A 21,450-nucleotide genomic window follows, 5' to 3' on the forward strand; every position below is an offset into this window, starting at 1 on the left:
CACTACGGCGTGTGTGCGTGGACCGACGCGCTTCGCACACCGGCCCGCGACCGCCAACTGTCCCACGACCGGACCCGAGGCGTTCGAACGGGGGCTCGGGGTGCACGGCCGGACAGGAGCGTTTGGCAGACTCCCTGAATCATGTACCCGCACGGCGGCGGACGAGCGTCGGCGGGCATAGTGGTGGTGGTTCGCGAGGCAGCTACAACCACGGGGAGAAGTCGGGCAGATGGCATCACGGCGGGACGAACTCAACGCCTACACCTTCGCGAAGAAGCGGCTGGTCGCCGCCTTTCTGCAGCCGTCCGCAGCCGGTACGGACGAGGCGGCGCCGCGCCCGCTGCGCGCCATGGTGCCGGGAGTGGTGGTGGGCGCCCTGCTGCTGGCGGGCTTCGGGGCCTGGGGGATCTTCAAGCCGAAGGTTCCCGACGGCTGGGACAAGCCCGGTGCCCATGTCATCGTCGGCAGCGATTCGACGACCCGCTACGTCGTGCTGGAGACCAAGGGCGTCAAGCGCCTGCACCCGGTGCTGAACTTCTCCTCCGCGAAGCTGCTCCTGGACCCGGGCACTTCCACGGTGCTCCAGGTCAAGGAGTCCGAGCTGGACAGCGGGAAGCTGCAGCGCGGGCCGATGCTCGGCATACCGTACGCACCCGACCGGCTGCCCAGCGCGGACGACGCCGGCCGGAACAAGCTCTGGGTGGTCTGCGAACAGCCCGGCGCCGGGGCCGGGGGCGCCGTGCAGAAGGCGGTCTTCCTGCTCGCGGACCGGGACGCGGACAAGGTCGGCGGCAAGAAGCAGCTCCGCGGCGGCCAGGCCCTCTACGTCGAGGCGGACGGCGGCGACGGCACCAGGTACCTGGTGGACGCGGACGGCACGCAGCACGCCATCGGGACCAGCGGCGGCGACAAGCCCTCCGCCCGCGACGAGGTGCTGCGCCGCTCCCTGTTCAGCGAGGGCGCCCAGCCCCAGAAGGTCACCAAGGACTGGCTCGGCACCCTGCACGCCGGCGCACCCATCGACTTCCCGAAGCTGCCCGCCAAGGCCGGTACGCCAGCGGGCGTCAACGGCCTGGACGCCCGCCTGAACAAGGTGGGCACGGTGCTCAAGGCCGTGGCCGGTACCGGCATGCAGCAGTACGTCGTCCTGCCGAACTCGGTCGCACCCGTGTCCGACCTGGTCGCCAGGCTGCTCCTGACGAGCCCGGAGGCGGCGGTGCTGGGCCAGAAGGCACAGGCCACGGAGGTCGGACCGCAGTCCTTCACCTCTTCCCCGGACGGGTTCTACGCGAAGTACGGCTGGCCGGAGAACGTACCGACGCAGGCCAACGACACCGCGTCCCCGACCGGGACCGTCTGCAACGTGCTGCACGGCGTCACCGGGACAGGAGTCCCGAAGCTGACCACCTGGGCCGGTTCCGGATACCCCGTCCGCTTCCTGGACGGTGCGACCAGCGCGTACGTCACCCCGGGCAGCGGTGTGCTGTACCGGCAGTTCAACGGAGCGTCCCCCAGCACCGGCTCACTCTTCCTGGTGACGGACACCGGACTGCGCTACGCCGTACAGACGAACAACGACAGCAGCGCGGACCCCTCGAAGATCGGGGCCACCGGGAAGCCCACGACCCCGGAGGAGCAGGCCGCCGAGGTCAACAAGGCGCAAACCAGGCTCGGTTACAAGGACGTCAAGCCGCTGCCGGTGCCGGACAACTGGTCCAACCTGCTGCCCAAGGGCCCCCGGCTCGATACCAACAGCGCCAAACAGCCGCAGAGCTCCTGAGGACGGAGAGGAGGAAGGCGCGTAATGACTACTCGCACCACTCGTAGCGGAGTCCGCTCCTCGGCCGTCGTGCTGCTCCTGACGATCGCGGCGGGCGCCGCCCTGCCGGGGCTCGCCGCCGCCGACGAATCCGATCCGCAATCGGGCTCCGAGGCCAGCGGTGAGTGCACCTTTCCCATGAAGAAGCAGATCCAGGGCCGCCCCTGGGCGCTCCAGCGGCTGGTCTTCGACCAGCTCTGGCAGGACACCAAGGGCAAGGGCGTCAGGGTCGCGGTGATCGACACGGGTGTCGACGACACGAACCCGCAGCTGAAGTCCGCCGTCGACCGGGCGGCCGGGGCCGATCTGCTGCCGGTGCCGAAGGACGGGTCCCAGGACCCGGACGCCTCGAAGGGCAAGGGCAAGGGCAAGCCGAGCGGCGGTGACGGCACCAACGACGTCGTCGGCCACGGCACCAAGGTCGCCGGCATCATCGCGGCCCGCCCGCGCTCGGGCACGGGGTTCGTCGGCCTCGCCCCGGAAGCGACGATCATCCCCATCCGGCAGAACGACGACAAGGGCACCGGCACCGCCACGACGATGGCCGCGGCCATCCGCCACGCCATCGCGCAGCACGCCCGGGTCATCAACATCTCCCAGGACACCGCCAAGCCCCTGCGAGCCGACTCCGACCTGGCACTCGCGGTGACCGAGGCGCTGAACAAGGACATCGTCGTGGTCGCGTCGGCCGGTAACGACGGGCTCGCGGGCGCGGTCAAGGTGACGTACCCGGCCGCGTACAAGGGCGTCCTGGCGGTGGCCGCCTCCGACCGCAACGACGAGCGGGCGCCGTTCTCCCAGACCGGCGACTTCGTGGGGGTCGCGGCGCCGGGCGTCGACATGGTGTCCACCGTCCCCAAGGGCGGCCAGTGCGTCGACAACGGCACCAGCTTCTCCGCCCCCTACGTCGCCGGAGTCGCCGCGCTCCTGCGGGCGAAGCACCCGGGCTGGAAGCAGAACCAGGTGGTGGCCCAGATCGAGCAGACCGCGGAACGCGCGGTCAACGGCCGGGACAAGTTCGTCGGGTGGGGGGTGGTCGACCCGGTGCGCGCCCTCAACGACGACGAACATCCGGTGAACGCCCCCTCCCCTGACCGCGCGGTATCGAATGGTCCCGCAGGACCGGAACCAATCGCGCTCCAGATGGGTGAAACAAGGAAGGAACGCATCGCCCGGATCTCAACCTACGTGCTGGCTACCACAGGCCTTCTCGTGGCAGTGATCGCGGGCGCCGCGATCGTGTTGCGGGACCGTCGCAGCCGCGTAATTAGGTGAATATCCAACAACTCAAGTCAAGACTAAGGCTGTTGGATTGCGTGGCGGCCGCAGCTAAACTGATAATTGACAACTTTGGTCCGATGTACGCGTGGTAGCGACAGGCAAGCAGCCCGCGACATCCGATTCATGGGGGAAGGTGCGTTATGACAGACAAGCTCAAGCACTCAGCTGATCAGATTGACAGTCTGATCCGCGAGCTCGGCAACATGCACGACACACTCCAGGGCAGGATCACGCACCTCAACGGGGTCATCGACGCCGTGGAAGGTCACTGGAAGGGTGTCGCGGCCAACGCGTACAACGGCCTCCAGACGCAGGTCAACCTCGACGTGCGGGACCTGAAGGATCTCCTCGACTTCACCCAGGAAGCCGTCCGGATGAGCAAGGACGGCTTCGACGCGGAGGAGGTCGAGCAGCTCAACAAGTTCAAGGGCATCGACGGCGTCGGCAACACGGGCAGCAACGGAGTCCTGGACCGGTTCCAGGTCTCCTAGTAACCCGCCCTCGCAGCCCGCCCTCACTTCGCCTCGCATCAGGAGACCGTTCCATGGAGATTACGTACTCAGGGGTCGTAGAAGCCTCGAACCAGGTCAAGTCGACCGCCAACACCATCAAGGGTCAGCTCGACGACCTCAACAGCAAGGTCAAGGCCGTCGTCGCCACCTGGGACGGTGAGACGCAGCGCGCGTTCTACGACCGCCACAGGGGCTGGGACGTCAAGGTCAACCACATGCACGAGACGCTGCTGACGATCTCGACGAGGCTCATGGAAGCCACCGAGGGCTACCGGGCGAACGACCTCGCCCAGTCCCGGCGCTTCCAGGGCTGACCCAAGCTCAGATGAATCACGACGGAACCGGCACGATGTGGATGTGGGATGCGGCCGACGCACCCCACATCCACGCCTGCGGTTCCGCGGCACTTTAGGGGAGGTGCTTGCATGAGACCTGAACTTCCGGGCGACGGGTCACCCGCGTCCGATCTGGACACGCCCAGCGAGTCTCTGCAGAAGTTCAAGATTCGCGTGGACAAGCTGCTGACGAAGCTCGAAGGCTCACCGGCCGCGCACGGCCGCATCACCGAGCAGAAGGTCAGCAGAACCGCCTACGGCAGCAGCGACTTCCCGGAGGCCGTGGGGCTGGACATGGCCTACACAAAGGTGCACGAGCGCTTGACGCTGCTGTCCAAGACGCTCAGCGATCAGCTTGAAGCGATGGGCATCACCGTCGACCTGGCCGACCGCGGCTACGAGAACGTCGACCAGGAACACTCCGAGCGTCTGCACGCCATCCAGCAGCGCACCGAGATCTACTACAAGAAGCCGGACACCGGCAAGGATCCCGGAGCGCACGGAGGCGACAAGGGCAGCACCGGCGACGGTTCGTCCAGCGGTTCAGACGGCTTGTAACACGTAGAAGTGAACGGGGGACAGGGATAACCATGGGCGAGAAGCTGCCACCACTCAACGCCTGCTACAACACCACCAACTTCGAGCAAGCGTCGTACCAGGAGATGCTCAACATGGTCCGCGGCGTCGACGCCGCGGCGATCATGGCTCGCGGCACGGCTCTCGTCGACGCGCAGACCGAGATCGAGAAGATCGGCACCGAGCTCAAGGAGCACGTCGGCCGTACCACCTGGAAGGGCGCGGGCGGTGATGCCTTCCGCGAGTGGGGCGACGGATTCGCCAAGGAGACCCTGAAGCTGGCCGACTACGCGGGCACCGCGGGCACCTCGCTGCAGACGGCCGGCCAAGCCCTCAGCGAGGTGGCCAAGGTGGTTCAGGGACACCCTGACGCCGTGTCGATGTGCTACGCGGACGAAGCGAAGGAAAAGGCCCGGCTCAAGGCCGTCGAGACGGCGCGGAACGAAGCCATTCCGCAGATGAACAAGCTCGCCTCGTACTACCTGATGGCCCAGCAGTCGATCTCCTCGCAGGAGGAGCCGAACTTCAAGCCGCTGCCGAAGGCAGCGCTGCCGGATCGTTCGTACGACGACTGGAAGGCGGGCTACGGCTCTCCTGGGAATAGTGCCGGCAGTACGGACTCGGTGACAGGTGCGCAGACCGGCAACGCGTCGAGGGTCGATCATCATTACTCCACCGTGGGTCCCGATGGTGTCAGCTCGTCTTCCCCGGACGGCACACCCGTGGCACACACGCCGCAGCATGTCTCCGCAGTGCCCGGGGCCCCGGACAACACGGGGACGAACATCGACACGGTGACGATGCCGCAGGCCCCGAACCCCACGGTCCCGCCCACGGGCGGTCCCGTGCCGCAGGGCCCGGGGGGCGGCGGGCACCAGACGCCTCTTCCGCCGGTGATCCCCCCGCGTACGGGACCGGTCGGTCCCGGAGGCGGCCCGGGGCGTACTCTGCCCACGGCGCCGGGTGGCAGGAGTGACGTCGGACGCGTGCGGCCGCCGACGGGCAACCCTGACAGGAGCACCGTGTCTCCGACGGGCACCCCCGGCAGGGGTGGCGTCGAAGGAGCCCGGCCTCCCATGGGCACGCCCGGCAGGGGCGGCGTCGAAGGTGTACGGCCGCCCATGAACACCCGGACCGACACCGGCATCCACGGCGGTACGCCGGCTCAGGGTGGCCGGGGTGGGGTCGGCCCGGCCCGGGGCACCGGGCGCGGGACGGTCATCGGTGGGGAGAAGCCGTCGACCTTGACCGGCCGCGGAATGATGCAGGGCCACGCCGGTGGCGCGCCCGGGATCGCCGGGGGCCGGGCCGGGTCCACCCGCCCCGGTGGCAACGGGCAGCGCCTGGTCAACGAACCGGGCGGCACCGTGCGGGCACCACGCGGCACGCAGTCGGGGGCCGGCGGGGAGTTCACCCCGGGCGGCACCGGGCTCGTCCGCGAATCGCCGCGACAAGGCGGAGCGATGGGCTCGATGGGTGGCGCGATGGGCGGGTCCCAGGCCAAGCGGCGACGTCCGCAGCGGCGTGACGGCGAGATCCCGGACTATCTTGCCGAGGACGAAGAGACCTGGGGCACGGGGGACGACGGCATTGTTCCCCCCGTGATCGACTAGAGCCGGTTCCGGAGCAGCGACGCCGGACGGCGGACAGAGAACGAGTGGGTGGCATGAGGTCAACGGTCAGGTGTCACCGCAGGCGAGCGTCGGCGGTGGTGTCCGCGCTGGGTTCCCTGCTCCTCCTCGGTGGCGCCATCGCCCCGGCCGCGTCCGCGGACACCATGCGCGACCGCGAGTGGTACCTGGACCGGATGCAGGCCGCCGAGATGTGGAAGGTCAGCACCGGGAAGGGGATCACTGTCGCTGTTCTCGACAGCGGCGTTATCCCTTCCGTTCCTGAAATGACGGGGAAAGTTCTGACTGGGAAGAACTTCGTCGAACCTCAGCGGGGCGCACACAAGGACAAGAGCGGGCATGGCACGGCCATGGCGATGCTCATCGCGGGGAACGGGGTGAACGGTTCAGGCGTGAAGGGTCTTGCACCGGATGCTCGCATCCTCCCCTTGACCGTTTTCGGATCCAGTAAGGAATCGGGCACCAATAGCATCCCGGCTCTCGTCGCGGCCATCCGATATGCCGCTGACAGTGACGCCAAGATCATCAACATGTCCCTGGGCTTCGAGGACTTCGAGCTCGAAGGGAGCGAGCAGGCCCAGATCCAAAAGGCAGTGGATTATGCCGTGGGGCGCGGGAAGCTGCTTCTGGCAGCGACCGGTAACAGGGGCGACAAAGAGAACAACGTCTCGTACCCGTCGGCAAGCGCCGGCGTCGCGGGTATCGGGGCCGTCGACAAGACGTCCTCGGTCACGAAGTACTCGGTGTCAGGCCCTCAAGTGGCGCTTGCCGCACCGGGCGAGGAAATCCCGATCCTCTGTGGAGGCGGTCAGGCGGGCTACTGCAACAGCGGCGGCACCAGCCAGGCGACCGCCATCGCCTCCGCCTCCGCAGCCCTGATCTGGTCCAAGCACCCCTCCTGGACCGGCAACCAGGTCCTCCGCGTCCTGATGAACACCGCGGGCAAGCCGACCAAGGGCAAGGTCCCCAGTCGCTACATCGGCTACGGCACGGTCCGCCCCCGGCTGGCCGTCCTCGGGGACCCCGGAGATCCGGGCCCCGCCGATGTGAACCCGCTGGTGGCCGCCCGGACCCCGAAGAAGTCCCCGTCCCCCTCGGCGTCCGCGTCGAAGGTCGGCGGTTCCGGCTCCTCGAACGCTTCGAAGCAGCCCGCGTCGTCCGCAGCCTCCGAGAAGTCGGACGACGGCAAGGGCGTAGGCGCGATCGTCTGGATCATCGTCGGAGTCGGTGTGGTGGTCGTTGTCGGCGCGGTGCTCCTGCTGCGCCGGAGAACCGCCGGTACCCGGCGCTGACCGTGCCATCGTGCACCCACCATCCCATCATTCCAACGGCACCTGTACGCGCACAGGCCAGGAGGAGGCATTGTGAACGACGAATTCATAGACGGCCTGCGGCAGTTCCAGCAGCAAGCCCTGAACCTGCAGAGCATGATGACGGACATGCAGCAGCGGATGCCCCAGGGCGTCGAAGGGACGGACGCCCAGGGCGCCGTGACCGTACGGCTGGCGACGGACGGGCTTCCGGAATTCATCAGGGCCGCATCGGACTGGCAGCGCAGGCAGGAACCCGAGGCTGTCGGTGCCGCCGTCAGTGAGGCTTATGGAGCGGCCATGAGTCAGCAGATGACGGCATGGGCCCAGGCTTTCGAGGACAGCGACTGGCAGGGCAAGGCGGACCGACTGGACAGCCAGTCCGCTCAACCGGAGGCCTCGGCCGATCCCGCAGCGCAGCCCGACATTCCTGAGCGGGACCTGCGCTATGTCGTCTCTCGTCCCCTCGATGTGCTGGCCGAGGATGTCCTTTCGGCCTTTGACGCGGTGGACCGGATGGACGAGACGGCGTCCGGGCCGGCCGAGGTCGAGGGGACGTCCGCCGGCCGCTATGTGACCCTCGCGGTGACCAAGGGCGCTCTGCGCTCCTGTGAGGTGGATCGGCGGTGGGCGCAAGGACAGTCGTACATCCAGCTGAACCAGGCCTTTGAAGAGGCACTCAGCGATGCCCGGGACAAGCTGAGCAGCCTGGAGGCTGCTGACGCGGACGGCATCGCGAGCCTGCAGGTGGACAGCTTGCTTGATGAGGCGCTGGCCATACTCCAAAATCCGCAACGTTTCATTGACTGAGTTTCGAAGGGTAGGTCGAAATGGCAGATCTGAAGCACATCACCGATGCGCTGCGGTCTGAAGCGGGTATGTGGGACAAGCAGAGTGTTTCCATGGGGGAGGTGTCCCGCGCGGCTGACGGGATGAGGCTCACACGCCTTGAGGCCGGCCTGTTCCAACTAGTTGTCAGCAACTACAACGAGGCCATCGATCACATCTCGGCCCGATGCTCCGAGGGAGAAAGTCGCATGGCGGAGGTCGCGGATGCATTGATCAAGAACGCGAACGCCTACGACAATCACGAGGCGGAAACCACCAAATCCGTCGAAGACGCCTACTGATAAGAGGAGTTCGTAATGGCGTTCAATGTGGCTCAAACGCAGGCGACAACAGAGAAGTTGAACACCGGCGTTACGAAGATGTCGGCCAAGTTGGATCTCATCGGCCCGGCCGTCGAAGAGGCGATGAACCACTGGTACATTCCGGATGCCATCGCCAAGCCGGTGATCTGGGCTGCGAACAAGCTGATCGAGCTCGGATCCTGGATCCTGAACAAGGTCGTCGAATGCCTCAAGGGCGTTGCCGCGCCAGTGATGTTCTTCTTGGACGCGCAGGACTGGCAAGGGGCGTCGATCCGGGGGAAGGCCTCGGGCGTTGCCGGGAACGTTGCGGGGGAAGCGCTCAAGGCGCCCCTCAGCTGGACGGGCGAAGGCGCCACAGCGTACACCGGGGCAGTGAAGGGGCAGCCCACCGCGGCCACTCAGATCGAGACGACCTCCGACAAGCTTGCCACGGCGTTGACGGTTTGCGCAGTGGCCGGAGCGGCATTCTATCTGGCGCTGCTGGCCGTTCTGATCAAGGCCATCCTTGTCATGATCGCCGCAGCCGCTGCCGCGGCCACCGGCGTAGGGGCGCCGGTGGGCTTTGCAGCTGCCGTAGGCGAAGCGCTGTCGGATGCCGGCATCATCACCGGACTTGTGGTAACGCTGGTGGGCGTGCTCACAGCGCAGGCTACTCAAATGGCCGTTATCAAGGGTGAAGCAAACGACAGCAGCGCCTTCCCGGGAGGCAAGTGGCCGTCCGCGACTGTCTGACGCAGGTATGGTACGGCGCTGCCGAATTGATTCTGCGAGCTCGGCAGTGCTTGGCGATGCCGGGAAGGCAGGATCTTCTGAATGACGGGTGATGGTTTCGCATGTACTGGATTCGAGTACCGCTTTGGTGTGCCTCCCTGGTCTGCTTCTATGTGGTGTTCGTTGTTCAACCCGATAGCCTGCCGCTGACGATCCTTCTTTACGCCCTGTTCGTTCTCCTTCCGAGCTTTGCCGAGGGATACGCGCAGCGGCGGCGCCAGAAGGACTGGTACGGACAGTTCGGGTCCACCGACGCATTGCGGTCGATCGTGACGGACGAGGCGGAACTTCGCCGGATCCGTGACGAGAAGGGGTTGCTGGTGGCTGCCCGCCGGTTCAGGCGCCAATTTCCTCGGTGCCCCTTGCCCGAAGCCCTGAAGCTGGTTCAGTCGCTGTGACCGCTCCGCGCCCTGCCCCGCAGCCGACGGCGCTTCGCCGTCGGTGAGTTGTGCGCCGCACGTGGGGTGTCCGGGGCCCAACGAGGGAGGGGTGTTGTGTCCACACCGTTCAGCGATGTCTCCGAAGTGCTGTTTCTCCTCGCCGAGCGGGCACGGCGGGGCTGGTTCTACGTCGGCTTGGTTCTCGCCGGGGCGCTCTGTCTGATTCTCCTGGAAGTGCTGACGACAGTTGTGACCGCCTTGCTGATGGCTGATGACGTCAGGGAAACGGTGGGATTCCTGGGTGTCTTTGGGTATGCAGCAATACCGGGGTTCGCGGCGGTGGTGTCCGTGCCGTGGCTGATCGTGCTGGTAAGCCGGCGTTCGGCGCTGCGCATCGATGCGGCAGGTGTCAGCAAAGTGTGGAGTGACCGCACCCAGACCGTGCCGTGGGCTGCTATCGACAGGGTCCAGTTCAACAGCAGACGGAGCTACTTGCTGCTGGTGCTGAAGCCGGGCGGGTACCCGGCGGCGACGAACGGTGTTGTCGGGGAGCGGGCGATTCTGATCCACTCGCTCGGACACGCCCTCTGGAGCCGCCGGAGGCCGGCTCACCCTGGCTTGATCGTTGACGCGGTCGAGCGGTTCGCCCCCGGAAAGTTCAACGACCCCTGGAACCCGGGCAAGGGCCGCGCGAAAGGTGCGGGCGCCTCGGCGTAGCCGGGACGGGTGCGGTCCGGGCACCGCGCTTTTGGACTTGCAGGTCCATTTTGGTCGTCGCACAGTGGCAGAGCGCCCCGACAGCCAGGGGGCGCCCCGTCCGGTCGAACGCTGCCGGCGGTCCGGCCGCGCGGGTTCGCAGCGGCGACCAAACAATGGAGAGAACCATGTCTGTGCGGCTTGCGGGCAAGACCGCCCTTGTCACCGGAGCGACCAGCAACCTCGGGCGTGCGATCGCGGAGGCCTTCGCCACAGAGGGGGCGTACGTCGCCGTCTCGGGCCGCAGTGCCGAGCGCGGCGCGGAGGTCGTCGACGGGATCCGTGCACGGGGTGGACGCGCGGAGTTCGTACGGGCCGACCTGGACGGCAGCGCCGCCGCCTCGTGGGCGCTCGCGCAGGACGCCGCGCGGGTCCTGGGCGGACGTATCGACATCCTGGTCAACAACGCCGGTATCTACCCGCGCAACACCACGCCGACCGTCGACGAGGAGACCTTCGACCAGGTCTACGGGGTCAACGTGAAGGCCCCGTTCTTCCTGACCGCCGCCGTCGCGCCCGCCATGGTGGAGGCCGGTGGCGGGGTCATCGTCAACCTGGGTTCCTGGATCGCGCGGCTGGGCATTCCCGGCGCCCTCTACAGCTCCACCAAGGGGGCGGTGGAGACCCTGACCCGGGCCTGGGCGGCCGAGTTCGGGCCGCAGGGGGTCAGGGTCAACGCGATCTCCCCGGGCGTCGTCCAGACGCCCGCACCCGGCGAGACCCACCCCGGCGAGATCATGATGAAGGGCACCCCGGCCGGAGGGATGGGCGCCCCCGGCGACATCGCGAACGCCGCCGTCTACCTCGCCAGTGACGAGTCCTCGTTCGTGCACGGCATCGTGCTCGACGTCGACGGCGGCCGCACCACTGTCGCCGTCATCGCGGCCTGAGACGCCTGGGGGGCCTGAGCTGCCTGAGACGCCTGGGGCGCCGCCTGACACGTACGGCACGGCCCGCACGGGTGCCCCGCACACCCGGGTCACGCCGCAGGGCCGCCGCCCGCGCGGCGCAGGTCCGCGATCCCCTGGTCGAGCGCGGCGCGCAGGTGCGTGGACCGGCCCGTCGACAGCAGGATCGACACGCCTCCCTGGATCCCGGCCAGCAGCGCCGCGGCCCGCGCGTCGGCATCGACATCGGCGGGCAGCGCCCCGGAGTCCCGCAGCGCCCGGACGCCCGCCGCGAGGCTCTCCTGCCAGCGGCGCAGCAGCTCGACCACGATCGCCCGCGCCCCGGGGGTCGAGCGCCCGATCTGGTGGAACAGCGAGCCGAGCGGGCACTGGTCGCCCTGCGCCTCGTAGCGCTTGATCACCGCGTCCCGCCACTGCTCCCAGGACTCCCACGAATCGAGGCGGCCCAGGTAGGGCTGCTGGTCCTCCAGGACCTGGTCCGCCTCGAACTGGGCTACGGCGACGAGCAGTTCGTCCTTGCCCGCCGGGAAGTAGTGGAAGAGCTGGCTCTTGCTGGTGCCGGTCCGCGCCATGATGTCGTCCAGGGTCGCCCAGGCGACGCCCCTCTCCCGCAGCACCGCTGAGGCCCCCTCGACGATCCGGCTCCGCGTCGCCTTTCCCTTCGCCGTCAGCTTGCTGGGCATGCCACACCTCCGCTACTAGAATGGACCATATGGTCCATTCTAGTAGCGGAGGTGTGGGCGTGGAGTGCACGACCAACCCGCGCGATCTTGGCCGACCCTGCCATTCGCTCGAAGAGCAAGCATGCGCCGGGCTGTATCGGTCGTGGACGTGATGACAGACTTCTCCCGTTCGATCTCCTCGCCCTGTGCTTCGATGAACCGGCGTGCGCCGTCCTTTTGAGCCCCCTGCTCCTCCGGGCTCATCTGTTCCCAGTTTTCTCGGAAGGTGCGGACCCACTCTCCCGACGCTTCCGAATAGGCAGGAACCCGCAGTGCTTCGCGCCGGGGCGCACAGGGTCCATCCTGTGCGCGCTTTCAAAGAACGAAACCCCGATCGCCCCAACCGTACGGACTACCGATACCGGTCTCAGGCATCCTCGATCTTTTGGGCCATCGGGCTTTTCGCCCTTACCGGCTGGATTGGGCTGATTACTTCCGCTATTACGGGAGATTTCGCCATCATCTTCGTAATCCCCATCGGTTTGCTCACTGTCGCGGCGGCGTTGGCGTTCTACGGCCTACGGCACCAGAGGTTCGGTTTCACTGTGCTGGCGGTCGCTGTGACGCTGGGTGGCATGGGCTGGCCCCGATTCACCGAATGACCGACCGGACAGGAGCTCGTCCAGCCGCCCTGGGTGTGGCCCCCTCATCCCCGCACCCGAGGCTTCTCAGCCCACCGCTCAGTCCAGGTCCGTCGGCAGCCAGCCCGTCTGGATCAGGGAGGGCGCGCTGCGGCGGGAGACGAACAGGCCCCGGCCCGGAGGCAGCGGGCGGGCCTTCACGTCGCCGAGGAGTTCGCCCTCGCCGGGGTGGCCGGACAGTACGACGCCCTGGGCGCCCAGCTCCTTGAAGCGCTGGATGAACTGCTCGTACGAGGAGCGGCCGGCTCCCGCGCTGTTGCGGGCGATGATGAAGTTCACCCCGGCGTCGCGGGCGTACGGCAGGTTGTCGACCAGCATCGCCATCGGGTTGTTGGAGGACGTGGCGACCAGGTCGTAGTCGTCGACGATGATGAACGCCCTCGGCCCCCGCCACCAGCTGCGGTTGCGCAGCTGCTGCGGGGTCACGTCCGTGCCGGGGATGCGGCTGGTGATGAGGGTGTTCATGTCGTTGAGGTACGTCTCGAACGCGTTGTGCGTCGTCGCGTAGCCGACCAGGTACGGCTCCGGCACGCACTCCAGCAGGCTGCGCCGGTAGTCACCGACGCAGATCAACGCCTCCTCCGGGGTGTACCGCTCGGTGATCTGCTTGATCAGCAGCCGCAGCAGCGCGGTCTTCCCGGATTCCGACTCACCGAAGACCGCGAACAGCGGGTCGGTGTCGAAGTCGACCAGGACCGGGGCGAGGTTCATCTCGTCGATGCCGATCGCGATGCCACCGCTGGACCGCTCCGGGCCGCTCGGCAGCTCGCGCGCGGACAGCTTCCGGGGCAGCATCCGGACCTGCGGGGCGTGCGGACCCGGCCAGTTGTCGACCGAGGCGCGGACGAAGGCGGCGGTCCCTTCCGACAGGTCGTCGCCGGCCCCCGCGGTGTCGTCGATACGCGGCAGCGCGCCCATGAAGTGGAGCTTCTCCGCGGTCAGGCCGCGGCCGGGTGCGCCCACGGGGACGTTCACCGCGATCTTGCGGTCCAGTTCGGAGTCGGTCGGGTCACCGAGGCGCAGCTCCAGCCGGTTGAGCAGCTGGTCCTTGAGCGCCGCCCGCATCTCCATGTACCGGGCGACGGTCGCGACCAGGTGGATGCCCAGGCCGAGGCCCCGTGCGGCGATGTCCGCGACGACCGGCTCCAGGAACTCGTAGTCCGTCTTGAAGGACTGCCAGCCGTCGATGACCAGGAAGACGTCGCCCCACGGCTCGCCCGGCAGCCGGCCGGCCGCGCGGAGCTGGCGGTAGGTGGTGATCGAGTCGATGTTGTTGTCCCGGAAGAACTCCTCGCGCCGGTTGAGGATCCCGGAGACCTCGGCGACCGTACGGCGGATCTTCTCCGGGTCGAGGCGGGAAGCCACTCCGCCGACGTGGGGCAGGCCCTCGACGGCGATCATGCCGCCGCCGCCGAAGTCCATTCCGTAGAACTGCACCTCGTGCGGCGTGTGCGTGAGGGCGAAGGAGCCGATGAGGGCGCGGAGCAGGGTGGACTTGCCGGAGCGGGGGCCGCCGACGATCAGCATGTGACCGGCCGCGCCGGAGAAGTCCCGCACCAGCGGGTCGCGCCGCTGCTCGAAGGGCTTGTCGACCAGGCCGAACGGAACGACCAGGGAGCCGTTCTTCCCGTACTGCGGGGCGTGGAGTCCGCGCTCGGGCGTCACCGCCAGCGGCGGCAGCATCTGGTCGAGGGACGGCGCCTCGGTGAGCGGCGGCAGCCACACCTGGTGGGCGAGGGGCCCCTGGCCCTCCAGGCGGCGGGCGATGACGTCGAGAACGGTGTCCGCCAGCGCGTCGGCGGTCCGCTGTCCGGGCGCGAGGGAGACGTCCGGGTCGGGCTCCGGGTAATGGACCGCCACCGGGGTCGCGGTGAACAGCACCGGGCGCCGGTCGATGGGCAGTTCCCCGGAGCCGGTGGTCGGGGCGACACCCGGCCGGTAGGTCCCCGACACGTAGGCGGCCTTGAAGCGGGTCATCCCCTCCGTGCCGAACTTCAGGAACCCGGAACCGGGGACCGAGGGCAGGTGGTACGCGTCGGGCACACCCAGGGCGGTACGGGATTCGGCGGCCGAGAACGTACGCAGACCGATCCGGTACGACAGATAGGTGTCCAGGCCGCGCAGCCGGCCCTCCTCCAGGCGCTGCGAGGCCAGCAGCAGGTGCACGCCCAGGGACCGGCCGATGCGGCCGATCTGGATGAACATGTCGATGAAGTCGGGCTTCGCGGTGAGGAGCTCGCTGAACTCGTCGATCACCAGGACCAGCGAGGCCAGGGGCTCCAGCGGGGCGCCCGCGGCGCGCGCCTTCTCGTAGTCGGTGAGGTTCGCGTAGTTGCCCGAGGAGCGCAGGAGCTCCTGGCGGCGCTGCAGCTCACCCGTGATGGAGTCCCGCATGCGGTCGACCAGGGTGAGGTCGTCCGACAGGTTGGTGATGACCGCGGCGACGTGCGGGAGCTCGGACATCCCGGCGAACGTCGCACCGCCCTTGAAGTCGGCCAGGACGAAGTTGAGGGTCTCGGAGGAGTGGGTGACGGCCAGACCGAGCACCAGGGTCCGCAGCAGTTCGGACTTGCCGGAACCGGTCGCTCCCACACACAGCCCGTGCGGCCCCATGCCCTCCTGCGCGGCCTCCTTGAGGTCGAGCATGACGGGCGAGCCGTCCTCACCGATCCCGATCGGCACCCGCAGCCGGTCGGCCGTCGAACGCGGCCGCCAGACGGTCGCGGTGTCGACCGCGGCCGGGTCACCGATGCCCAGCAGATCCGTGAAGTCCAGGTTGGCGAGCAGCGGCTCGTCGTCCTCCGCGCCGATCCCCATCCGCAGCGGGGCGAGCTGGCGGCCCAGCGCCTCCGCGGTCTCGACCGGCAGCAGGTCGGGCGTGCCGTGGTAGATGGCCGCCGCCGACTCCAGCCGCAGCCGGCCCGGCCGTACCGCTATGTGCAGACCGCCGCGGGGCTCGTCCAGCTCCTCCGGGACGATCTCCACGACGGTCACGCCCTGGAGCCCCTCCGGAGAGGCGAGCAGCGACTCCGCCGGTACGAAGGTGCCGTCCAGCACGACGACGACGTGCGGCTGGTCCAGGAGCGGCGCCCCCTCGCGGTTGAACCTCGACCGGCCCGACAGGCGGTCTTCGAGCAGGGCCTCGACCTCCATCAGGTTGTCACCGAACAGCCGCTTCGTACCGGCCCCGTCGGAGGATCCCGGTACCTGGGCGTGCGGAAGCCACTTCGTCCAGTCCCACTGGTCCGTCACGTCCCGGGATGCCGCGACCGCGACCAGGAGGTCGTCGGGCGAGTGCAGCGCGACGAGCCCGGCCACCATCGCGCGGGCGGAATCGCGTACCGAACCGGGCTCGCCCGACACCACGACGTGGTAGAAGGCGCGCAGCGACACCGCCATGGGGAGCCGGTCGAGCGAACCGTGCGCGGCGAGGAACTGGTGCATCGCACCGGCCGACAGCGGCTCCAGCTCATCGAGCGGCGCGGTGCTCGGAGCCACCAGCGGAGTCCACAGCTGCTGCGGTCCCAGACCGATGCGGACCTGGCCGAAGTCCTTGTCGGCGATCCGCCGCTCCCACAGCCGGCTGCCCTCTGCGACCAGTGACCAGAGCTGGTCGGGGTCCGGGTGGAGGTAGAACTGCGCGTCCCGCTGGGTCCGCGCGGTGCGGCGCACCTTGCGCCGGGTCTGCGCGAGGTACTTCAGGTAGTCCCGGCGACCCTCCGACGCCTCGCCCTGGCTGCCCTTGCGGGCCCGCATCACCTGTGCGATCGCCATGGCCACGGTCGACAGCAGCATCATGACGCCCATGATCTTCATGAAGGGCTGTGAGCCCGGCATGAAGAAGAACACCACGGACGAGCCCATGCCGAGCATCGGCAGCAGCTGCATCGCCATGCCCTCCTGCTGCCCGCGCGGGAGCTCAGGAGGCGATTCGAGCCGGAGCTCAGCCGTGGATGTCTCAGGTGGCATGGCGCGCGGCTGGCGCTTGACGACAATCTGGGTCACCGGCGAATCAATCCCTCAGTGCGGCCCGGAGAGTTGCGGGCCGGCACCCCCGTGGCAGCGACCTACCTCCGCGCGCCGACAATCCTACGTGTAGACCATGGGAGGGACCCCGATAGGGTGGCGCCCTTGGCCTGGAGCGTGGTGTACAGCGAACGAGGGGGAAGCATCAGGTGAGTTCGACCCTGACAACCGGTTTTTGCCGAGTAACGGTCGTGGCGCCGGACAGCCGTATCGATGTCGCCCTGCCGGACGACGTCGCCGTCGCGGACCTTCTTCCGGAGATCCTGCGGCTGACCGGCCAGGTCACACCGCCGGGGGCGCCCCCCGGCTACCACCTGGCCCGCCGCGACGGCACCCTCCTGGACGCCACCCACCCGCTGTCCGTTCAGCGGGTCCTGGACGGTGACGTCCTGCGGCTGCGGCCCTTCGCCGAATCGCTCCCGCCGGCCGTCTTCGACGACGTGTCCGACGCCGTCGCGTCCGCCGTCCGCCGCGACCGCGCACTCTGGAGCGATCAGCTGTTCGGCGTCTCCGGGCTCTTCGGCGGCGCGCTTCTCCTCGTCCTCATGGGCTTCGTGCTCTGGTTCGCGGACCCGGTCAAACACGACATGCACGGACTGCCGGGCATCGTCGCCGCCGCCGTCGGCGTACTGCTTGTCACGCTCGCCGGTATCAGGGCACGGAGTTACGGGGACCGGGCCTCCGCGGTCGCGCTCGGCCTCGCCGCTCTGCCGCACCTGATGATCGCCGGGTCCGGGCTCCTCGCGCTCGACCCGGGCACCGGTATCGGACGCCTCCAGTTCCTGCTGGGCTGCGCCGCGGTGCTCCTCGTCTCCGCCGGGCTCGTCGCCGCGATGCCGAGCGGCGACGCACCCTTCGTCGCCATCGTCTTCGCCTCCGCGGTCGGCACCCTCGCGACGTTCTGCGCGATCCTCACCGATTCCAGCCCCAGCGAGACCGCCGGCGTCTGCGCGGTCGTCGCGATCGGCGCCGTGGCCTTCCTGCCCGGCCTCTCCGCCCGGGTGGCCCACCTGCCGATCGGCTACGCCGCCCCGCGCCCCACGACGGACGCCGACCTCGACAACGAGACCGGCGTCGTCGGGGACCCCGACCCCGTGGACGCCGAACGCATCGCGGCGCAGGCCCGGCGCGGGCACGAACTGCTGCTGGGTCTCGTCGGAGGCTGCTGCGTCGTGGTCGTCGCGTCCGCCGCCGTCCTGGGCTTCTCCAGCAACGTCTGGGGCCAGACCCTCGCGCTGGTCGCCGGCCTCGCCATGCTGCTGCGGGCCCGCCTCTTCCGCTACACCGCGCAGGTCGTCGCCGTACTGGGCGCGGGCCTCGCCGCCCTGGGCCTGCTGGTCCTCGGCCTGTCGCTCAACCCGCCGACCGACGCCGTCATCAAGCTCCTGACGGAACACGACCGGGGCCCGCTCGACATCCGCACCCTGTGGCTCGCCGCCGCCGTCACGGCCGGTGCCGCGCTGATGGTCGGCATCGCGCTGATCATCCCGAAGAAGGGGCTCTCACCCTTCTGGGGCCGCCTCTCCGACCTGGCCGAGGTCGTCCTCCTCCTCGCGCTCGTTCCGCTGTGCCTGGCCGTGCTGGACGTGTACTCCTCGGCGCGGGGGATGACGAGCTAGCCGAAGGACGGGTGAACGGGCCGGCATCGGTCCCTCACCCGGACGACGGCCAGAAGTCCGTCGTGTGCGGGGTCCCGTCGAGCGTGGCGTCGACCCGGCCCCGGATGTAGTCGCCGGTCATCGGGCAGTCCAGCGCCCTGTCGGTACGGCAGCCGAGCATGTGGTCGAGCACCGCGACCGCGCCCCGCATCCTCTGGATCTTCTCCAGCATCGCGTCCCGCCGGGCCGCGATCAGCTCCAGGCGGTCACCGACCCGCTCGCTGTCGACGATCGTGCTCGTCTCGGTGAGCGTGAGCATGCCGTCCTCGTGCCAGAGCTGCGCGTAGGCGAGCCCGGCCAGGTCCTCGCGGCTGTACTGGCGTACCCGGCCCCGGCGTTCGCTGTGCCGGACCAGCCCCCGGTCCTCGTAGAACCGCAGGGTCGCGACCGTCAGGCCGAACGCCTCGGCGACCTCACTGATCGAGTACAGCCTCTCCTCGGACATCGCGCACACCTCCGGGTTGCGCTCAAGTTTACTTGAGCGTGAACCCTGGTGGCATCGCCCGCCACCGGAAGGTTCCCGTGTCCGCTCCCACCCCGGCAGTCCGCCCCGCCGATCCGCCCGCGCGGCCCGCCACAGGTGCGCCCTTCCGCACGACGCTCTCGGCCGCGGTGCTCGTCACCGGATTCGTGCTGCTCAGCCTCAACACCCGGGTGGCGTTCGGCCAGCTCGGCCCGCTCGCGCCGGTCGCGGGTTTCTCCACCGGGGCCGTGACGCTCCTGGGCCTGATACCGCCGCTCTGCATGGGCCTCTTCGCCCCGCTCGCCTCGGTGGTACGACGCCGGTTCGGCGAGGAGCGCGGACTGTTCGGGGCGAGCGTGCTGCTGCTCGCCGGGGCGGTCGTACGCATGCTGGGTCTGCCCGGTCTGTTCGCCGGCACCGTGCTCGTCAGCATCGCGACGGCCGTCGTGAACGTGCTGGTCCCGGTGTTCGTGCGCAGCAGGTTCCAGCACCGCAGGGTCGGCGTGATGATGGGCGTCTACGCGCTGTCGATGGGCGCCGGCTCCGCGCTCGTCGCGGCGTTGACGGTGCCGGTGTGGCAGGCGGGCGGGCACTCCTGGGAGCTCGCCATCGGCCTCGCGGTGATCCCGGCGGCCCTGGCGGCGGCCGGGATCGCGCCGCAGCTGGGCCATGCGCGCGGCCGGCGGACGGGGCGGCCCGGTACGGGACGCGGTACGGAGGCGGTACCCGGTACGGGCGCGGGCGGCGGGAAGAGCGCGCCGGTCACGGTGGATGCCGGCGGGCGCGGACTCGTGTGGAGCCTGACGGCGTTCTTCGGGTTCCAGACCCTGCTCTTCTACACCACGCTGGCCTGGCTGCCCGCGATCCTGGTGGACGCGGGAGTCGCAGGGACGGTCGCGGGCGGCATGCAGTCCCTGTTCATCCTGGGCGTCGCCGCCGGAGGCTTCCTGCTGCCCGTCCTGGCCGCCGCCCGTACCGATCAGCGCCCGCACCTCGCCGCGGTCGTCCTGGTCTGCGCGCTCGGATACGCCGGTCTGCTGGTCGCGCCGGGAGCCGCTCCCGCCCTCTGGGCGCTCGTCCTCGGGGCCGGGCTCGGCGGCGGCCAGGCGGTGGCCGGTGTCCTCTACGTGAAGCGCGGACGGGACCACGAACACGTGGCGGCGCTGTCCGCGTTCGCGCAGACCGGGGGCTATCTGCTCGCCGCCACCGGGCCGGTCGCCGCGTCCGTGCTGCACACCGCGACCGGTGCGTGGACCGTGCCGCTGCTGGTCCTGACGGGCGCTCTCGCGCTGAGCCTGGTGGCAAGCCTGCGCGCGGGACACGACAAGCGGTGACCGGCGGGGGCCGATGGCTCAGCCTCTTGTTCCTCTGATTCCTCGGAGCGAGGATCTTGCGCGCAAATTCCCCTGCTCATGCGTGTTCTATGTGATAACTCTCTTTGATAACTGGGAAGTTGGCTTCGTAGGTTCGGCCCGGCTCGAATGTCCGGGTCTGAGGGAAGGGCTCTGGATTCGAACTCGTCACTCATTCCGCGGCGTCGGTCGGGAAGCGTCGGCCTCGAAGTCTCCGCGGTGGGACTCGGCTGCATGGGAATGAGCCAGACCTACGGAGTTCCGGACGACAGGGAGTCGATCGCGACGATCCACCGGGCACTCGAACGAGGCTGCTTCTTCTTCGACACCGCGGAGTCGTACGGCCCCTTCGCCAATGAGGAACTTCTGGGCCGCGCGCTCCGCGGCCGCCGCGACGAGGCGGTCATCGCGACGAAGTTCGGGTGGGAGTACGAAGGAACACGACGCGGAGAGCTGAACAGCAAGCCCGAGCACATTCGCAAAGTGGTCGACGAATGCCTGGAGAGGCTGGAAACCGACCGGATTGACGTCCTCTATCAGCACCGCGTGGACCTGGAAGTCCCGATCGAGGAGGTCGCCGGCACGGTTGGTGAGCTCATCCAAGAGGGAAAGGTGCTCCACTTCGGCCTGTCGGAGGCCGGTGCGGGAACGATCGCCCGCGCCCACGAGGTCTGTCCCGTGGCCCTGCTCCAGACGGAGTACTCGCTCTGGGAGCGCCACATCGAGCAGGAGATCCTGCCGGCGGTCCGGGAGCGGGGGATCGGTCTCGTTGCCTACTCGCCCCTGGGGCGTGGGTTCCTGACCGGGACGGCGCTGCCGGCGGAGGAGTATCCGGAGTCGGACTACCGCCGCTACGACCCCCGGTTCCAGGGGGACAACTTCACCGCCAACTCGGCGGCGGCGTCGGTGGTGCGCGAAGTGGCTACGAAGCACGAGGCGACGCCGGCCCAGATCGCCCTCGCGTGGCTGCTCCACCGGGGCGAGGACATCGTGCCCATTCCCGGGACCAAGCGCAGGGTCACGCTGGAGGAGAACCTCGCGGCCGTGGACGTGGCGCTCGACGCCGAGGACCACCAGCGGCTGGACGAGGCGCTGCCTCCGGAAGCGGTGGCGGGAACCCGCTACCCGGAAGCTGTCATGCATATGAACGGCCGCTGA

Annotated in this window: 20 protein-coding genes; 17 read left to right on the top strand and 3 right to left on the bottom strand. The window is 68.9% G+C overall.

Going from position 1 to position 21,450, the window contains the following annotated elements:
• Positions 1-229 precede the first annotated feature (229 nt).
• The 13 genes from eccB (at position 230) to RLT59_RS22455 (ending at position 11,412) form a co-directional block, all read left to right on the top strand.
• Positions 230-1,780 carry a type VII secretion protein EccB gene (gene eccB, locus RLT59_RS22395; protein WP_311305043.1) on the top strand — a complete coding sequence of 517 codons (1,551 nt, stop codon included), beginning with the start codon at positions 230-232 and terminating at the stop codon, positions 1,778-1,780.
• Between the two features lie 24 nt (positions 1,781-1,804).
• Positions 1,805-3,094 (top strand): type VII secretion-associated serine protease mycosin, encoded by a 1,290-nt coding sequence (mycP, locus tag RLT59_RS22400; protein WP_399125887.1) that lies wholly within the window; start codon positions 1,805-1,807, stop codon positions 3,092-3,094.
• A 146-nt stretch (positions 3,095-3,240) separates the two neighbouring features.
• Positions 3,241-3,591 carry a WXG100 family type VII secretion target gene (locus tag RLT59_RS22405; RefSeq protein ID WP_311305044.1) on the top strand — a complete coding sequence of 117 codons (351 nt, stop codon included), beginning with the start codon at positions 3,241-3,243 and terminating at the stop codon, positions 3,589-3,591.
• A 53-nt stretch (positions 3,592-3,644) separates the two neighbouring features.
• Positions 3,645-3,926 (top strand): WXG100 family type VII secretion target, encoded by a 282-nt coding sequence (locus RLT59_RS22410; protein ID WP_073737209.1) that lies wholly within the window; start codon positions 3,645-3,647, stop codon positions 3,924-3,926.
• A gap of 111 nt (positions 3,927-4,037) precedes the next feature.
• Positions 4,038-4,505, top strand: a complete 468-nt coding sequence (locus tag RLT59_RS22415) for a DUF2563 family protein (protein ID WP_311305045.1) — start codon at positions 4,038-4,040, stop codon at positions 4,503-4,505.
• A gap of 32 nt (positions 4,506-4,537) precedes the next feature.
• Positions 4,538-6,136 (top strand): WXG100 family type VII secretion target, encoded by a 1,599-nt coding sequence (locus tag RLT59_RS22420; protein WP_311305046.1) that lies wholly within the window; start codon positions 4,538-4,540, stop codon positions 6,134-6,136.
• A 194-nt stretch (positions 6,137-6,330) separates the two neighbouring features.
• Positions 6,331-7,446: a S8 family serine peptidase gene (locus RLT59_RS22425; protein ID WP_311305047.1), complete on the top strand. Its 1,116-nt coding sequence runs from the start codon at positions 6,331-6,333 to the stop codon at positions 7,444-7,446.
• 72 nt (positions 7,447-7,518) lie between these two features.
• Complete coding sequence (locus tag RLT59_RS22430; RefSeq protein WP_311305048.1) at positions 7,519-8,274, top strand: hypothetical protein; 756 nt, start codon at positions 7,519-7,521, stop codon at positions 8,272-8,274.
• Between the two features lie 20 nt (positions 8,275-8,294).
• The gene (locus RLT59_RS22435) at positions 8,295-8,594 is read left to right on the top strand and encodes a hypothetical protein (protein WP_311305049.1); all 300 of its coding nucleotides are present in this window, start codon (positions 8,295-8,297) and stop codon (positions 8,592-8,594) included.
• A 15-nt stretch (positions 8,595-8,609) separates the two neighbouring features.
• Positions 8,610-9,347, top strand: coding sequence for a hypothetical protein (locus tag RLT59_RS22440; RefSeq protein WP_311305050.1), 738 nt, complete (start codon positions 8,610-8,612; stop codon positions 9,345-9,347).
• Positions 9,348-9,448: 101 nt separating this feature from the next.
• Positions 9,449-9,784: a hypothetical protein gene (locus tag RLT59_RS22445; protein ID WP_311305051.1), complete on the top strand. Its 336-nt coding sequence runs from the start codon at positions 9,449-9,451 to the stop codon at positions 9,782-9,784.
• 96 nt (positions 9,785-9,880) lie between these two features.
• A complete protein-coding gene (locus RLT59_RS22450; protein ID WP_311305052.1) occupies positions 9,881-10,483 on the top strand; it encodes a PH domain-containing protein in 603 nt (200 codons plus the stop codon).
• Between the two features lie 167 nt (positions 10,484-10,650).
• Positions 10,651-11,412 (top strand): SDR family NAD(P)-dependent oxidoreductase, encoded by a 762-nt coding sequence (locus tag RLT59_RS22455; RefSeq protein WP_311305053.1) that lies wholly within the window; start codon positions 10,651-10,653, stop codon positions 11,410-11,412.
• Positions 11,413-11,501: 89 nt separating this feature from the next.
• Here the strand turns inward: RLT59_RS22455 and RLT59_RS22460 are convergent, their stop codons facing one another.
• Complete coding sequence (locus RLT59_RS22460; protein WP_311305054.1) at positions 11,502-12,113, bottom strand: TetR/AcrR family transcriptional regulator; 612 nt, start codon at positions 12,111-12,113, stop codon at positions 11,502-11,504.
• A gap of 344 nt (positions 12,114-12,457) precedes the next feature.
• On the opposite strand from RLT59_RS22460, the gene RLT59_RS22465 reads away from it, so the two are divergent.
• The gene (locus RLT59_RS22465; RefSeq protein WP_311305055.1) at positions 12,458-12,754 is read left to right on the top strand and encodes a hypothetical protein; all 297 of its coding nucleotides are present in this window, start codon (positions 12,458-12,460) and stop codon (positions 12,752-12,754) included.
• Positions 12,755-12,832: 78 nt separating this feature from the next.
• Here RLT59_RS22465 and eccCa read toward each other — a convergent pair whose 3' ends face one another.
• Positions 12,833-16,798: a type VII secretion protein EccCa gene (gene eccCa, locus RLT59_RS22470; protein ID WP_311305056.1), complete on the bottom strand. Its 3,966-nt coding sequence runs from the start codon at positions 16,796-16,798 to the stop codon at positions 12,833-12,835.
• 170 nt (positions 16,799-16,968) lie between these two features.
• On the opposite strand from eccCa, the gene eccD reads away from it, so the two are divergent.
• On the top strand, positions 16,969-18,438 hold the full coding sequence (gene eccD, locus RLT59_RS22475; protein WP_311305057.1) for a type VII secretion integral membrane protein EccD: 1,470 nt from the start codon (positions 16,969-16,971) through the stop codon (positions 18,436-18,438).
• A gap of 34 nt (positions 18,439-18,472) precedes the next feature.
• On the opposite strand, the gene RLT59_RS22480 is transcribed toward eccD, so the two are convergent.
• Complete coding sequence (locus tag RLT59_RS22480; RefSeq protein ID WP_311305058.1) at positions 18,473-18,922, bottom strand: helix-turn-helix domain-containing protein; 450 nt, start codon at positions 18,920-18,922, stop codon at positions 18,473-18,475.
• Between the two features lie 77 nt (positions 18,923-18,999).
• Between RLT59_RS22480 and RLT59_RS22485 the strand changes: the two genes are divergently transcribed.
• A complete protein-coding gene (locus tag RLT59_RS22485) occupies positions 19,000-20,274 on the top strand; it encodes an MFS transporter (protein WP_311305059.1) in 1,275 nt (424 codons plus the stop codon).
• Positions 20,275-20,421: 147 nt separating this feature from the next.
• Entirely contained in the window at positions 20,422-21,450 is a 1,029-nt protein-coding gene (locus RLT59_RS22490) for an aldo/keto reductase (protein WP_311305060.1), read from the top strand.

The organism is Streptomyces sp. ITFR-6 (assembly GCF_031844725.1).
GTDB lineage: Bacteria > Actinomycetota > Actinomycetes > Streptomycetales > Streptomycetaceae > Streptomyces.